The sequence below is a fragment of the Jejuia pallidilutea genome (assembly GCF_002973595.1).
Classification (GTDB): domain Bacteria; phylum Bacteroidota; class Bacteroidia; order Flavobacteriales; family Flavobacteriaceae; genus Jejuia; species Jejuia pallidilutea.
In genome coordinates, this window is record NZ_PVEO01000002.1 from 79,362 (window position 1) to 96,389 (window position 17,028).

Here is a 17,028-nt window from a genome sequence, read left to right on the forward strand (position 1 = left end):
ATTATTTTGAATTTAAATTACCATCAAATGTATAAGTTTCTCCTTTAGATGTATTAAACTCTATGTGCCTATTTCTATAACTTAACGTGCATTTTCCGCCTGCTTTTGATAAAACTTCAACATTTTTTAATTCTGAATTCTCCCAACTAAAACTCAACTCAAAACCACCTCTCGCCACAATTCCAGACACGCGACCTTGTGGTAAGGCGCTTGGTAATGCAGGTAACAATTCTATTTTATCTAAATGACTTTGTAAAATCATTTCTAAAATACCCGAAGCGCCACCAAAATTTCCATCAATTTGAAATGGTGGATGTGCATCGAACAGATTGGGGTAAGAGCCACCACCAACTTTCCCATTTGGTCGTTCGGCAGGACTCAGCAGTTTGTGAAGCAGTTTATAAGCATGGTCGCCATCTCTAAAACGTGACCAAAAATTAATTTTCCAGGCTAAACTCCAACCAGTACCATTATCACCACGGTATAATAGAGATTGTTTAGCAGCTTCCATCGAATCAGGTGTGTCTTCGTAATTTATTTCTTTTCCTGGATGCACCGCCCAAAGGTGCGATACATGCCTATGGTGATTCTCAGGGTCATCCTTATCTTCCATCCATTCTTGTAATTGCCCATGCTTGCCAATTTGGTTAGGTGCAATTTTATCAATCATGGTTTTTAAGGTTGAAGCAAATTCTTGGTCGGTATTTAATAGTTTTGAAGCTTCAATCGTACTTCTAAATAAAGCGCGAATGAGTTGATGGTCCATGGTGGGGCCTGCTACCAATCCGCCTATTTCTGGGGAGTTTGATGGTGAACTTATTAAATAGCCTGTATTCGGATCTTCATATAAAAACTGGCTGTAAAATAGGGCTGCATTTCGCATTAGTGGATAACGCTTTTCTAAGAACACTTTGTCTTGGGTATACAAATAATGCTCCCAAATGTGTGACGACAACCAAGCAGCGCCACCTAACCAAATACCATGGTGGGAAGCGTTTACCGGAGCTGCACCTCGCCAAATATCAACATTGTGGTGCACTATCCAACCATCTGCGTTATAGTGCGCTTTGGCCACTTTTGCTCCTGTAACCGAAAGGTCTTCAATTAAATCGAATAAAGGTTCGTGGCATTCACTTAAATTATACATTTCAACCGGCCAATAATTCATTTCTAAATTAATATTGGTCGTGTAGCTACTAAACCATGGCGGTGTTAATTTATCGTTCCAAATACCTTGAAGTGTTGCAGGTTTCGTTCCCGGTCTGCTGCTAGCAATGGTTAAATATCGTGCGTATTCTACGTACAAAGCCAATAATTGTGGGTCGTTTGGTGTTTCGCTGAAATCTGAAATACGTTGGTCGGTTGGGTTTTTCGACTTTCCGTTATCGCCAAAACTTAGCTGAAAACGGTTGTATAATTTTTGGTAATCATCGATGTGTTTCGCTTTAACGGTATCGTAATTTGTGTTTGAAACTTTGGCTAAAGTTTCAGGCACTATCTTTTCAGGTTCACCGGAAACGTCTTTAAAATCGATATAATTAGTTGCCGCTGTTAGGTAAATTGTAGCATTTGAAGCTTCGCTAACTTGAAGCTTGCCTGCAACATTTTTAATGGTGCCGTTTGTGTTTACTTTTAAGGTTGAAACTCCGCGTAACACTCCATCTTTTACCTTTACCACCAAGGTTTGCGAGTCGTTTGAAGTGATAACCGATTTATCTTCGTGAATGGCATCTAACCATAAATCGAAATTAAGCGCTTTATCCGTACTCGAAGTTAAATTTACCGCAATAATGTGGTCTGGATAACTCACTAGTACTTCACGCTTATATTCTACACCGTTAATCGTGTATGACACCGAACTAATCGCATCGTTTAAATTTAAAACTCGTTTATAGTTGGTGACATTTTCATGGTTTTTAAAGCTGATATACATATCACCAAACGGTTGATAATGCACCTGTTTTAGAGGTTCGCTCATAAACTCATCTTGTGCCAACTTATGTGCTTCCCTGCTTTTACCTTCTGTTAAAAGCTGTCTTATTTCACCTAAGTAATTCCCGGCATCCTCGTTGGAATAATCGTGTGGTTGACCCCGCCATAAGGTTTCTTCATTAAACTGAATATGTTCTTGCGCCACACCACCATAAATCATGGCTCCTAAAGTTCCATTACCAACAGGTAAAGCTTCTGTCCATTTTTTAGCCGGCTCATCGTATTGTAACTTAAATTCGGCTTTTTGTTGTACTTCGACTTTAGAATTTTCACAGTTAACCAGTGTAAATCCTAAAACGAAGACACATAGTGTTTTTATGGTATTATTGACTATTTGTATTTTCATTTCAAAAAGCTCTTATTTTATCCTTTTATTTCGACGTAAAACGGATAGGCATATTTTAATTCGCCCTTACGTTGTAAATAGGTTTTTGGCATAATGGTTATTTCACCCTTTTGCAATTCAATATTATTAAAACTGAAACTGGTTTGTCCATTAGCTTCTATATTTATGGATTTTGTTTGCGTACCTAAATCTAACTCTAGTGTACCTGTCGTATTTATTGGCGCATCGAAATGCACAATAATATCGAAGGTTTTAGTTTCATCTACGATAACATCCCAATAAATAAATTCCTTTTTAATACCTTCTTTTTTTAAGAAAAGGGCATCGTTTTGGTTTAACATCACTGGATTTTCGTGAACAGTGCCAATGATTGGCTTTGGTGAATTTACGATGTGTTCGGATGTTTCCATGGTGTTTAACCAAGTGTCCATTTCATTTTTTAATTCTGAAACCAAATCTTGGTGTTCTGCTGATATATCGTTTTGCTCATAAGGGTCTTCTTTTAAATTGAACAATTCAAACTTATCATTCCCTTCTTCATCTTTACCGACGCCAACTAATTTCATATCACCTTTTCTTGTAGATACATTTCTGTAATGCACTGGAGCTGTTCTTGCCCAATATCTGTTAATAATACGCTCTGGTAAATCTTTCTCTTCTTGCATCAATAACGGTAACAAACTTTGGCCTTTAATATTTAAACTATCAGGCAACTTAGCTCCTGTAAATTCAACTAAAGTTGGTAAAACATCATAATGTGCAGCAGGTGTGTTTATGTCTCTGGCTTCTTTAAAAGCCTTTGGGTAATGCCAAAAACTCGGTACACGAACTCCGCCTTGAAAAACCGAACCTTTCTTACCCCTCATACCAGCAATATATCTTGGGTGCTGCGGACCGTTGTCTGTCATAAAAATAACTAGAGTGTTTTCGTCTATGCCTAAATCTTCTAGTTTTTTAAATAGTAATCTTAAATTATCATCAATATTGGTGACCATTCCATAGACTTTTCTAGAGTTTTCTCTACTGTGGTCGGTAACGTTTGGATAGGGTTTTCCTTGGTTAATTAAACCTGCATCGATATCTACATCTTTGTACATATCGTAATATTTTTGAGGCAGTTGTAATGGGCCATGAGGGGCATTGTACGATAAATACATAAAGAATGGATGCTCTTTATTCTCCTCTACATAATCCATAGCTGCTTCGGTAAACACATCGGTACAATACCCTTGTGTTTGTACTTGTTTACCGTTTTTCCAAAGGATGGAATTGAAATAGCTGCTATCTCTTTTTAAGGTATTTGGCCAATCGCCATATTGCCCAATACCTCCAGATAAATGATTTAAAGTAAAATCGAAACCTTGGTCTTGTGGACGCATAGGATAATTATCACCTAAATGCCACTTGCCAATCATTCCCGTTTTATAACCTGCTTCTTTTAAAATTTCGGCTATCGTAACTTCTGAGGGTGCCATCATAGCACCACCTCTGTACGTATCGTGTACACCAGCTGTCATGGCGTACTTGCCCGTCATTAGTGCAGCTCGTGTGGGTGCACACACAGGGTTTACCGAAAAATCATCGAAACGCACACTTCTTCTCGCTAAACTATCCAGTACAGGTGTTTTAATATGCGGATTACCATAATACCCTAAATCGCCAAAACCTTGATCGTCTGTTATAATTAAAATAACGTTTGGTTTAGAAGTTGTTACTGACTTTTCAACGTTAGCACAACTGCTTAAAACCAATAGAAACAGAATTATATTTAGGTATATTATTCGATTCATAATTAATTAGTTTTTGGAAGTTGCATATACATCGTTAGACCAATCTTCCAATTTTTTCAGCATCGTTTTTACCAACTCTGGATGCTGACTAGCTATATTATTATTTTCGCCTAAATCTTCTCTTAAATTGAAAAGTAAAGGTTCAGCGTCTTTGTTTCTCAGGATAAGTTTCCAATCGCCTTGACGCATCGCTTTTCTTCCTGCGTAACCCCAAAACACATCACGTTCAGGTAAAGGTACTCCTTTAAAAAGGTTATCCTTTAAACTGATGCCATCTAAATCGTCTGGAATTTCACTACCTACAATATCCATTATGGTTGGAAACAAATCCATAGTTAAAATGGTTTCATTATTAACTTGATTAGGTTGAATGGTTCCTGGATACCAAGCCATGGCCGATACGCGATGACCGCCTTCCCACAGGGTAGATTTATAGCCTCTTAAACCGCCGTTGCTTCCCACTTTTTGAGACGCTCCGTTGTCTGAACAGAAAAAAACCAAGGTGTTTTTATCAATTTTTAATTCTTTTAGGGTTTTCATCACTTCGCCAATGCCTTCATCCATAACCTCAACCATTTCTTTGTAAATGGCGTTAAGTTCTTCGTCTGACACTTTGTTTTTTTGCTTAGCACCATTTTTCCAACCTACGTAGCGTTCGGCTGGAGATTGACGACCTTGAAACGGACCATGAGGTGCCTCATGCGGAATGTAAAGCAAAAAAGGTTCGTCTTTATGGCGTTTGATAAAATCAACTGAATGTTTGGTGATTAAGTCTGTAGAATAGCCTTTTTCATTTTTAATGGTATCGCCAACCCACCAATCTTCATAACCTTCTTGGTCTATATGGGAATGGTAATCTACATTCCCGGAAACATAACCAATATATTCATCGAACCCTTGATTAATAGGGTTAAATTCCTTTTTATAACCCACGTGCCACTTACCAAACATACCTGTAACGTAGCCTGCTTTTTTAATGGCATCGGCAAAAGTTTTTTCACTGATAGCTAACCCTTTGTCGCGATGATGCTTTGCGGTTACCACACCATCAATACCCACACGTTGTTGATACTTGCCCGTTAAAAGCGCTGCTCTGGTTGGACTACAAACAGGACCATTAGCATGAAAATCTGTAAACTTGATACCTTCTGCAGCCATTTTATCAAGATGCGGCGTATTGATGAAAGAACTCCCATAACACGACAAATCGCCATAGCCCATATCATCGGCCATTATGATGATGATGTTGGGTTTGACATCTTTCTGTGCTGAACAACTACATGTTGCAAAGGTTAAGAAGCAAATGCTAAACAGTTTTTTGAATGTAGTAATCATATTTATTTGATTAAATGCAATTCTTCGTGAATTAATCGTTCCAGTGGTTTTCAATAATTTGAAGGATTTCTGGATTATCAGCATCAGTATCTCGAAGCATGTCACGTTGCTTTAAGATTTCGGCTTTCATTTCTTTAATAATCTCCTGATATTCTGGGTCGTTGTAGGCATTATGCAACTCCTTTGGGTCTTTTTCTAAATCATAAAAATCCCAGAATTGATTTTGAGCCGCACCTTTAAATCCGTTGCCGTAAAAGAACGCCAATTTGTAACGCTGTCCGCGGATACCAAAATGTCCGGGTCTGTCTTTTGAATGGTCCCAGTAACGGTAATACCCATAATCTCTCCAATCGTTAGGCGTATGTCCTTTTAAATTTTCACGGAAACTGTGCCCTTGCATATCGCTTGGATAATCGATTCCAGCATAGTCTGCGAACAATGCTGAAAAATCCACATTTTCAATTAAATCCTTGTTTCTGGCTCCTGCTCTCACCTCCTTTGGATAACGAATGACGAAAGGCATGTGAATAGACTCTTCGAAAATTAAACGTTTATCGAACCAACCGTGTTCACCTAAGAAATACCCTTGGTCTGCCGTATAAATAACTACCGTATTTTCTGCAAGCCCTGATGCTTCTAAATAAGCTAACAGTTTACCAATGTTGTCATCTACAGCGGCACCAGAACGCATAAAATCTTTCACCATTTTTTGGTAGGTTTTATATCTAGCTTCTTCTTTGGTTAAACCATCAACTGAAAAAGGTAACCCGGGATAATTCATAAAATCTTTACGTAATTCAGGGTTGGCTGTAGCATCTAAATAGCGTTGGGTTAAATTATCCATAGACTGCCCTAAAAACGAACGCCCAGTGGTTGATGCACTACTATCGTAAAACGACTCTGGCACTGGAATTTCATCATCTTTATAAAGGTGAGCAAAACGCTCTGGATAATCGTAAGGTTCGTGAGTGGCTTTAAAATGACACATGGCCATAAACGGTTTGTTTTTATCACGATTTTCAATCCAATCGATAGTCTTATCAGCAATAATATCGGTACTGTAACCTTTATATTGCTTACCGCCTTCGTAATAATCTTTCCAGTTATCTTTTGTCTTTAAAAATGGGTCGTGGTATTCTCCCTGACCAGGAAGCACGCAGTAATAATCGAAACCAGCAGGCTCTTGTTTTAAATGCCATTTTCCTATAATAGAGGTTTGGTAACCACCTTTTTGCATTTCTTTGGCGATGTTATTGTACTGTGGTGATAAACCAGCATCTAAAATTTTAACCCCATTTACATGACTATATTGCCCCGTTAAAATAGTGGCTCTACTTGGTGTACAAATAGAATTAGATACCAAACAATTTTCTAACACCGTGCCTTCTTCTGCCAATCGTGAAATATTTGGTGTATGCACGAAATCTTCTAAAATACCTCCGTAAATACCCCAAGCCTGTGAGGTATGGTCATCAGACATAATGAACAAAATATTCGGTCTTTCTACTTTTGATTCGCTTTCAGCTTTCTTTTGGTTTTCCTTACAACTTGTAATGGTTACCAAAAGCAATAAAACCAGCCCGCTAAATTGAAGTGCTCGATTCATTTTGAAATATTTATTTTGTAACATGAAGTTCTACGGTTTCAAATTTGTTGGATGATGGCCCTATACCAATTTCAAAAACACCAGGTTCTACTACTTTTTTACGCAATTGCGTATCAAAAAACCATAAATCTTCAGGTGTGATTTCAAAACTTACTTTGGTAGATTTACCAGGTTTTAAAGACACTCGTTTAATGCCTCGCAAACTTTTTAATGGTCGTTTTACCGAACTTTCAACATCTTTAATATACAATTGCACCACCTCATCGCCTGCAACATCTCCAACATTAGTCACCTTAACGGAAACGGTAGTTGTTCCTGTTGTGCTGATTTTATCTTTTGATAATTTTAATGTATCATATTTAAAATTGGTGTAGCTCAATCCGTAACCAAATGGGTATAAAGCTTCACCCTTAAAATAGCGATACGTTCTGCCTTTCATATTATAATTTACAAAAGGCAATAAATCTTTATGCGATTTATAAAAGGTTACTGGCAAACGTCCAGAAGGATTATAATCACCAAACAACACATCGGCAATGGCGGTTCCTCCAAGTTCACCTGGGTACCAAGCCTCTACAATGGCCGGTAAATTATCGTTTTCCCAGTTTATTGCTAGTGCACTTCCGTTTAATAATACTAATACAACAGGTGTTCCTGTTTCATGAAGCGCTTTTAATAATTCTTTTTGAATTTCTGGTAACTCGATATCGGTTTTATCGCCCCCATCAAATCCTTTGTAGTTTACTGGCATTTGTTCACCCTCAACACTTGGGGTAATCCCTCCAACAAACACAACCACTTCTGATTTTTTTGCTAATTCAATAGCTTTTTCAAACGATGTTTTTTCTGGTGAAGCCCACATGAATTTTAATTTAGCGGGATAACCTTCGTGATAGTATTTGATATTTACTTTATACGATTTTCCTTTTTCAAGTTGAATAGATTCATCTATTACGCGTCGTTTTGGTTCATTAGTATTGTCAACAATTACTTTACCATCTATAGCCAAGGTGTAACCTTTGTGATGACTTTGAAGTCCTAATCTATATTCACCAGAAACATCAACCTTAATATCTCCTGTATATTCCACTGCAAATTTAGCCTCATTCAAACCTTTAACAGGATTTAAGTTCCAGTTTGAGTTTACCACTTCTTCCACCCTTGTGGTCACTGGAGTTCCTGCAAAATCGTGATTATTATAATATTTAGCTTGTAAACCATTTTCGCCTTCAAAACTCAAAAATTCAGCAGGAACTAAAGATATGGTCGGTTCCTTAGAAATCAACTCAGAACCAGCTTCATAATATACTTTTGTGTTTTCTGAAACTTTACTTTTTATACCATCTAATGGTGTGAAATATTGCGATGGAAATCCGTTGTAGTTTCCTAAAAGCACCTCTAAATCGTTAGCATTAGGCCCTACAACAGCAATAGATTTTAAATCCTTTTTTAAGGGTAACGTCTTATTTTCATTTTTTAATAATACGATAGACTTTTGAGCGGTTTCCAAGGCTAAAGCTCTGTGCTTTTCGGAACTTACCACATCCATTGGAATACTTGCATAAGGCACCATTTCTGTGGGGTCGAACATGCCTAATTTAAAACGGGCTTTAAAAATTCGTTTTAAAGATACATCTACTTCATCTTCTTTAAGTAATCCGGCTTTAACCGCACTTTTTAAATACTCGTAACGCGATCCACAGTTTAAATCGGTACCCGCCAAAACAGCAACTGCTGCGGCCTCTTCTTTAGAATCGGCATAGTTATGATAATCATAAATATCTCGAATAGCATTACAATCTGAAACCACGTAACCATCAAAACCCCAATCTTTTCGTAAAATGTCGTCAAGAAGTAAGTCGCTCGCACAACAAGGTTTCCCCATATATCTGTTGTATGCCCCCATAATTGAATAGGCTTTTCCTTGTTTTACTGTAGCTTCAAAAGCAGGTAAATAGGTATCATATAAATCTCGCTCGGTCGTTATGGCATCAAAAAAGTGCCTTTCTGGTTCCGGACCACTATGTACTGCAAAATGTTTAGGTGTGGCCACTAGCTTTAGATATTTTTCATCGTCACCTTGCATACCCTTTACAAAGCTTACGCCCATTCTTGAAGTTAAATACGGATCTTCGCCGTAGGTTTCTTGACCACGCCCCCAACGTGGGTCTCTGAAAATATTAATATTTGGCGTCCAATAGGTTAACCCTTCGTAGCGCTTATACGAATTGTTACGTTGCGCTTCATGATGTTTTGCTCGAGCTTCATCAGAAATGACTACCGCATCTTTATAAATTAAATCGGTATCGAAGGTTGCTGCTAAACCAATGGCTTGCGGAAATACTGTGGCTTTTCCGGCACGAGCCACCCCGTGTAAACACTCATTCCAGTACTCGTGTGCTGGTACATTCAATCTTGGAATCGCAGGCGCATCGTTCATCATTTGTCCTACTTTTTCCTCTAATGTCATTCTAGACACTAAATCGTCTACACGCTCATCAAAGGATAAAGATGGATTTAAATAGGGTACGTTTTCTTGGGCATTCATTATTACGGAAACCAAGGTAAACGTTAGTAATGGTATTAATTTTGAAATTTTCATTTGTTATAATGACTAGTAGTTATTTATTGTAATTCACTTCCACCACCGAAATGGTATTTGCTGGAATATCGACAACTTGTGCGTGGTCATCTTTCAACCAGATATCGAATGTTTTTACTTTATCTGATTCATTTTTTATGAACAGATAAATAGTATTATCGTCTTTAAGCGTCATAGTATCACCGTACCAAGAAGCTGAAGCTACACGTTTCATTCCTGGTTTCATAAACCTACCAAATAGTGCCATTGCCGCGTAATCTGGATTGTATGTTACCGTTTTTTCTTGTCTGTCAATTGTAATTAAGCTATTCTGCTTCCAACCCCAACCGCTGGAAGAATCTTCATTTAAAATCATGTTCCAATAACAGAAGTTTGGTACACCATGATTAATAAACGAGGCTACCTCATTAAATCTTGAAAAAGCTTGGTCTACGCTATTTTTTCCACCATAGCAATTGCCCTCTGTATGCAACAACTTTATGTCAGGAAATACCGTTTTCATATTCTCAACCTGTCTTGAACTCATATATTGCACGCCAATACCATCAACCGCTTCTCGCCATGTTTTGTTTGAAACAAATTCTAAACCATCTAAACGCTTTGCGGTACGAAATGAACCTGCCCAAATTTCGGCTGGCACATTGTCTTTCTGAAACTGCGGACGTAAATAGTTAATAACGAACTCACCCATTTGCTTTGGCGGCATATGGCACGAAGGGTATTTAGTTGAAATATCCTGTTCGTTTTGAATAACTATTTTATTAACAGTGATGCCTTCTTTAGCATAAGCATCCACATATTTTGAAAAATATTTAGCATACGCCTTATAAATTTTAGGGTCGTCTTTTAAAACGTTTTTCTCCGGAAATTCTTCACCTCTATCCATTAGTCCAGATGCTTTCATCCAACCTGGAGGACTCCAAGGCGATGCGAACAACTCCATTTCTGGATTGTATTTGTAAGCCATTTTAATGTATGGAATAACACTGTTCCGTTCTCTTTCTATAGAAAACTTTTTCATTTCAAAATCGTTTGGAACTTCACTATAGCTGTAAGCATCTATACCAAAATCGCTAGCACCAATGGCCGTTCTACAAACTGTAAAATTTGCACCATTGGCATCGAAAAGGTTTTTCATAATTTCGTTTTGCTGCGCTTCACTTAACGACATTAAAGCTTCTCCTCCAATTTCGTTAAAAGCACCGCCTATACCTGTTATGGTTTGAAAAGTAATATCTGGGTAGATACGTATTGAAATCCCTTGTCCTTCTGAATTTGCTTCCTGTGTTTTAATTGGGTTTGATGCAATATCTTGCCCTTCAATGAGCTCTACATAATGCACTTTCGCTTTATTTTGAGCATTAATAGAGACTATTACAACTAAAAAAGTAATCGTTATACAAACTAACTTTTTCATGATGATTTACTTTTTAAATTTTGCTTTTAAAACCACCGGATAACTTGCACCATTTACAGCAGGCATGTTTATGGTTAATCCTTTGTTGGTTTGTTTAAATGACAGTTTTCCACCATCGTATAATTGTGTCAATTCTTTTAAAATTCCAGGATTAACCTCGCTTGTTTTTGCAAACGAAGGAATTACAAATTCGCCTCCTTTTGGATTCATTACGATAATGTAAAAATCGTCTCCCTTAGTGGTGAAACGTACTTCATCGTGTGCAAAAGCTGGAGTTGCCGTTGTACGTTGGTTAAAATGCTCCCCATGTTTTTGGTTTTCTGTGGCGTTTCTCAGTTCGCCTTCTACGGTCTCAACATCTTCTCCACGAACACTTTTCCCGTCTCCAAAAACTTTCCAAGGGCGTGTACCGTAAATGGCTTCACCATTAATTTTTAACCAATTGCCCACTATTTTCACGCTCTTTTTTATTTCATACGGAATAGTGCCATCTGGATTCAACTCCATACTCAACAACAAGTTTCCGTTTTTACTAACAGCCTCAATAAGCATTTCAAGAATGGTGCGTGCATTATGTGTTAAGTGTCTGTCTTTTTTGTAAAACCAATCGGTAAACGTAATTTCAGATTGCCAAGGATATTCTCTCAGTGTATTACTTCCGCCAGATTCTACTTCGTTAACCGTTCCTTTTGCTTTTCTTTTCAATAGCATTACGGCATCAATTTTTCCATTTTCCTTCAGGCTATTGTTATAAAGTTTTCGAGTTACTTCTTTACCATATTCACCGTAAGTGAAGTTGAACCCGTCGTTATAGAGTAAATCTGGCTTGTATTTATTTACCAGCTCTAAATGGCGTTTTAACCAATTTTCTTTAATGCCTTCAATAATCTCAGGGGTGCGGTCTTCTGGTGCAGGACCGTATAAATCCTTTGGGTCTAAACCTTCCCACCACTTGCCTTTACCATCGGCCTTGGTTAAACGTCCATCGTAGGGCACTCCGGCTTTTTCACCATCTTTATCGGAACCGAAGGTAGGTTTCCACCAATTTAAAAAGCGGTCGTCGTGACTAGTCACTCCAAATTTTAAACCTGCGTTACGTGTAGCTTGTTCAAATTCGCCAATGATATCTTTTTTAGGGCCTACATTCACTGAATTCCACGGGTGATGTGAAGAATCGAACAAATCGAAATGGTCATGGTGATTTGCCAATGCGACAATATATTTTGCACCATTTTCTTTTGAAAAATTGATTAAATATTCAGCATCAAAATTTTCGGCCTTCCACTCGTTAATGACATCTTTAAATCCAAATTCTGAAGGATGTCCGTAGGTTTGTAAATGATACGGATACGCCATTTTACCAAACTTTTGACGCCCCACATCTTGCATATACATATGGCGCGCATACCAACCGCCGCCTTGTTCGGGCACCGCTTGCGGCCCCCAGTGGAACCAAATGCCGAACTTAGCATCTCTAAACCATTCTGGGCATTCGTATTGGTTGGCGAGTTCGTCCCAAGACAACTCGCTTTCTTGCGCATTAGTTTGGAATGAGAACAGCGACATGCAAATTCCTATGATAAAAAAACTAAGTATGTTTACTCGTTTCATGTGCTTTTCTGGATTTTAATTTTTGAAATTATAAGCTTCGGGGTTACCGAAAAGTCCGAATTCAGCTTTAGTTAAATCGGCAAGGTCACCGGTTTCTTCAATTAATTTCTGAAGCTCAAGTTTTAAATCTTCTTTTATATTCGTGTAATTTTCATCATCAATTAAATTAATCAACTCCCACGGGTCGTTTTTAAGGTTGAATAATTGATAGGTGTACTCCTCTTTTTTAGCACTCACAATTAATTTAAAGTCACCTTTACGCACCGCTCTATGGCCGCCATAATTATTAACATGTGCCTTGTAAGCTTCACCTGGCCAAGAATTATAGGCATAAAACATACTTTCTCTCACAGCTTCCTGTTCTCCCGTTATTACAGGTGTTAAATTTTCGGTTTGAACAGATTCAGGAATTTCCAAGCCGGTTAACCCACATAAAGTTGGGAAGATGTCGTGCAAATATGCCAAAGCATCCTTCTTTTGGTTTTTTGGAATATTGGGTCCGCAAAATACCATCGGTACACTCACGCTATGCTCGTACACATTTTGTTTACCTAGAAGTCCGTGTTGCCCCAGTGCCAAACCGTTATCTCCAGCCAAAACAATGATGGTATTGTCGGCTTGCCCAGAAACTTCAAGGGCTTTTAAAATTCTACCAATTTGTGTGTCGGTAGCGGTAATCATCGCGTAGTAATCGGATATTTCTTTTTGAACAATACTTTCTGTTCTTGGAAAAGGCGCTAAAACTTCATCTCGAATATGATCATCGGCAACTTCAAAAGGATGTTGTGGCATAAAGTTTTCTGGCAAAGCAATATCTTTTGCTGGATACATGTCATGGAATTCCTGTGGCGCTGTTCTTGGGTCATGTGGTGCAGTGAAGGCTACATACATTAAAAACGGCTGATCTTCTTTATAAGAATCAATAAACCCAATGGCTGCATCGGCAAATACTTCACTACTAAATTTATCTTCGTTTTTATATGGCTCAGACCAACCTGTTTCAGGCGTATAATCTTTCACCTTGGTTCCAAAATGTGTGGTCATTCCACCTAAAAATGCCGATTTCACATAATCAAACCCACGCTCTACCCAGGGCTCTCCGTTGTGCTGTTTTCCCGTTGCAAACGTGGTATAACCATTAGCTTTAAAGTGCTCCGGAAAGGTTAATTTATCACTTTGGCCTCTCTCTTCTTTATTATATGCAAATTGCGCATATACGTTAGGCTCAATATTAAAATAATGGCGCCCCGTCATCAGCATCGCTCTACTTGGCGAACAAACAGCAGCTGTTGTAGCACCTAAAATGTATGAATTAGTAAAGGCTGTACCGTTTTTAACCAGCCCATCCATATTAGGCGTTTGCACGTTATATTGGTTTAAAGCACCAATAGTACCATTACGTTGGTCGTCGGTAAAAAGAAATAGAATATTGGGTTTGCTAGTTTCTGTTTTAGAGTTTTCCTTAGTATTCTTGCAACCAGTTGCTATAACCGCCACAAGAAGCATTATTGAAAATCGTATGTTTATAGTGCTCATTTTACCCTTAATTAGTTGTCTTCATTTCTAATCATTTCACCCACTTTTCTTAAAATTTCGGCTGATTTCTCTGGCACTACACCATTACCATCGGGACCAACATTAAGTAATAAGTTACCCCCTTTTTGATTGATGTCCTTTAGTTTTTCATACACTACCTGAGGTGATTTCCATGCGGTATCTTTTATTTTAAAGCCCCAAGAATCGTTTAGCGTATAACAAGCTTCCCAGTTGTGTTTAACAATTGAATCTAAATGAAACTGCTCTGGTGTACCGAAATCTTTTTTGAATATTTTACGTTTTGATACTCGGTTATTTATAATTATACTCGGTTTTAATTCTCTGATATATTGATATAAATCGTTGCCATCTTCTACGGTCCACCAATCTACCCAATCCCCATCAAACCACATGATATTGGTGTCGTAATTTTCAATTAATTCCTTTATTTGATTTTTCATGTAGGTAACATATCTATCTTTTTTACCTTCATGCATTTTCATCATTCCCCAGCCATTACCTTCTTCAACGTATTGCGAGCCTTCGTGCCAATCGGTAATACTATAATACGTCCCAAAAACAATACCGTGCTTTTTACATGCGTCTGCTAACTCTTGAATAAAATCTCTACCCTTCATTGGGGTATTGGCAATATCAAATTCTGTATACTTAGAATCCCATAAACAAAACCCTTCATGATGTTTGGTTGTAATTACCAAATATTTCATTTCGGAATCTTTGGCTAGTTTTACTATTTTGTCTGCATCGAAATCTTTAGGGTTCCAAGTGTCTAATAATTTCACATATTCTTCTGATGGTATATTTTGGTTGCCCTGAATCCATTCGGCATAACGCCCTTTATCATTTCCTTTATAAATACCCCCTAACTGACTGTACAATCCGAAATGAATAAACATGCCATATTTTGCATCGTTAAACCATTGCATGCGTTTTGCAAAATCTTCTTCAGATTCTTCTAAGTAATTAATAGGTGCTTTTGCGACTTCATTGGCTTTTTCTTGTTTACATGATACTAGAAAACCACCAACTAATAATAATATGCATAAGTATTGTTTCATTTGATTAGTTTTTGTCTGTTAGATTTTAATGTTTGCCTTGTTTAAAATTTAAATAACGCTTTAAATGCTGCTGATTTAAGGAGTCGCTATCTTTATACTTTAATCGTAATTCTTTTAAGTGTTTATGCATTCTATCTTTAACATCGGCGTAATTTTCGTCGTTGTAAACGTTTTGCATTTCAGATGGGTCTTTCTCTAGATCGTAGAGTTCCCAAGTATCAATATCATAATAAAAATGTATCAATTTATAGCGGTTGGTCCTTACACCGTAATGTCTTTTAACATGATGTTCCCCAGGAAATTCATAGTAGGTGTAATAAATAGCATCTCTCCATTCGCTGGCTTCACCTTTTACTAATTTTCTAAACGATTCACCTTGAATATCCTCCGGAATATCAACCCCGGCATAATCTAAAAACGTAGGTGCAAAATCTAAATTTTGTACAAGTTCATCAACAACTGTACCCGGTTTAATTTCTTTAGGGTATTTCACCAAAATTGGTGTTCTAAACGATTCTTCATACATAAACCTCTTATCAAACCAACCATGTTCGCCTAAATAAAATCCTTGATCGGAGGTGTACACCACAATAGTATTTTCTTCTAATCCGTTTTCCTTTAAATAATCTAAAACCTCACCCACACCATCGTCTACAGATTGAATAGTTCTTAAATAATCGTGCATGTAACGGTTATATTTCCAAAGTGCTAATTCTTTACCTTCTAGCTTTTTTGCCTTAAAATCTGCAATTATAGGATCGTAGTATGCATCCCACGCTACTTTTTGCTCATCGGTCATTCTATCATACTTTTTTTGAAACATGCCTCTGTAGCGTGTTTTAATTTCCCCTTCTTTATCCAACATTTTTAAGTCGTAAACCAAATCCATATGCTCATAAATTCCCATTTCATGAGCAGCGGCAGCAGGTCTTCCTTCGTAATCATCAAAGAAATTTGCTGGAGGATCAAACGTTACATCATCCATTAACGTAAAATACTTTTCTTCGGGCATCCAAGTTCTGTGTGGCGCTTTTTGGTGGTAAAGCATTAAAAAGGGTTTGTCTTTCTCCCTTTTATTTTCTAACCAATCTAACGCAATGTCGGTAGTAACCTTGGTTATGTATCCTGGATAGGTTTTTTTAATACCATTTTCAATAAACTCTGGCGCATAATATTGTCCTTGTCCGGGAAGTACATTAGAGTAATCAAACCCTTGCGGTAAACCATCTAAATGAATTTTACCAATCATGGCAGTTTGATATCCATTTTTTTGAAGTGTTTTTGCAAAATTGTCTTGATCCCAGTTAAACGGACTAACATTATCTACTTTGCCATTTATATGACTATGTTTACCCGTTAACATCACCGCTCTACTTGGTGCACAAATAGAGTTCGTTACGAACCCGCGATTAAAAATGGCGCCTTCCGTGGCAATTCTATCTATATTAGGTGTTTGATTTAAACCATGTCCGTAAGCACTTATGGCCTGAAACGCATGGTCATCACTCATTATAAATACAATATTTGGTTTATTGTTATTTGAAGTCTCCTTTTTTTCTTTACAACTTGCTAACATTATTACAACTGCACTAAAAAAAGTTAGATTGATAAACTGATGTATAACTTTATTTTTATTTTTAGATTTTGTATTGGTCATTTTTTTGTAATTCAATAGTTTAGGTTATTAATAGAAATTGTAGCAACTATTTTAAAA

At 37.4% G+C, this 17,028-nt stretch carries 10 protein-coding genes; all 10 read right to left on the reverse strand.

Going from position 1 to position 17,028, the window contains the following annotated elements:
• Position 1 precedes the first annotated feature (1 nt).
• From CLV33_RS03900 to CLV33_RS03945, 10 genes are read right to left on the reverse strand one after another with little or no spacing between them, the layout of a single operon-like run.
• Positions 2-2,338 carry a glycoside hydrolase family 95 protein gene (locus CLV33_RS03900; RefSeq protein WP_105472797.1) on the reverse strand — a complete coding sequence of 779 codons (2,337 nt, stop codon included), beginning with the start codon at positions 2,336-2,338 and terminating at the stop codon, positions 2-4.
• 17 nt (positions 2,339-2,355) lie between these two features.
• Positions 2,356-4,128 carry an arylsulfatase gene (locus tag CLV33_RS03905; protein ID WP_105472798.1) on the reverse strand — a complete coding sequence of 591 codons (1,773 nt, stop codon included), beginning with the start codon at positions 4,126-4,128 and terminating at the stop codon, positions 2,356-2,358.
• Between the two features lie 6 nt (positions 4,129-4,134).
• Complete coding sequence (locus CLV33_RS03910) at positions 4,135-5,463, reverse strand: sulfatase (RefSeq protein WP_105472799.1); 1,329 nt, start codon at positions 5,461-5,463, stop codon at positions 4,135-4,137.
• A gap of 31 nt (positions 5,464-5,494) precedes the next feature.
• Complete coding sequence (locus CLV33_RS03915) at positions 5,495-7,069, reverse strand: sulfatase family protein (RefSeq protein ID WP_105473122.1); 1,575 nt, start codon at positions 7,067-7,069, stop codon at positions 5,495-5,497.
• A 10-nt stretch (positions 7,070-7,079) separates the two neighbouring features.
• Positions 7,080-9,671, reverse strand: a complete 2,592-nt coding sequence (locus CLV33_RS03920; RefSeq protein WP_105472800.1) for a glycoside hydrolase family 3 C-terminal domain-containing protein — start codon at positions 9,669-9,671, stop codon at positions 7,080-7,082.
• Positions 9,672-9,690: 19 nt separating this feature from the next.
• A complete protein-coding gene (locus tag CLV33_RS03925; protein ID WP_105472801.1) occupies positions 9,691-11,088 on the reverse strand; it encodes a glycoside hydrolase family 30 protein in 1,398 nt (465 codons plus the stop codon).
• Between the two features lie 6 nt (positions 11,089-11,094).
• Positions 11,095-12,699 (reverse strand): alpha-L-fucosidase, encoded by a 1,605-nt coding sequence (locus CLV33_RS03930; RefSeq protein WP_105472802.1) that lies wholly within the window; start codon positions 12,697-12,699, stop codon positions 11,095-11,097.
• Positions 12,700-12,714: 15 nt separating this feature from the next.
• On the reverse strand, positions 12,715-14,235 hold the full coding sequence (locus CLV33_RS03935) for a sulfatase-like hydrolase/transferase (protein WP_105472803.1): 1,521 nt from the start codon (positions 14,233-14,235) through the stop codon (positions 12,715-12,717).
• An 11-nt stretch (positions 14,236-14,246) separates the two neighbouring features.
• Complete coding sequence (locus CLV33_RS03940) at positions 14,247-15,314, reverse strand: alpha-L-fucosidase (protein WP_105472804.1); 1,068 nt, start codon at positions 15,312-15,314, stop codon at positions 14,247-14,249.
• Positions 15,315-15,339: 25 nt separating this feature from the next.
• Positions 15,340-16,971, reverse strand: a complete 1,632-nt coding sequence (locus CLV33_RS03945) for a sulfatase family protein (protein WP_105472805.1) — start codon at positions 16,969-16,971, stop codon at positions 15,340-15,342.
• Between the last annotated feature and the right edge of the window lie 57 nt (positions 16,972-17,028).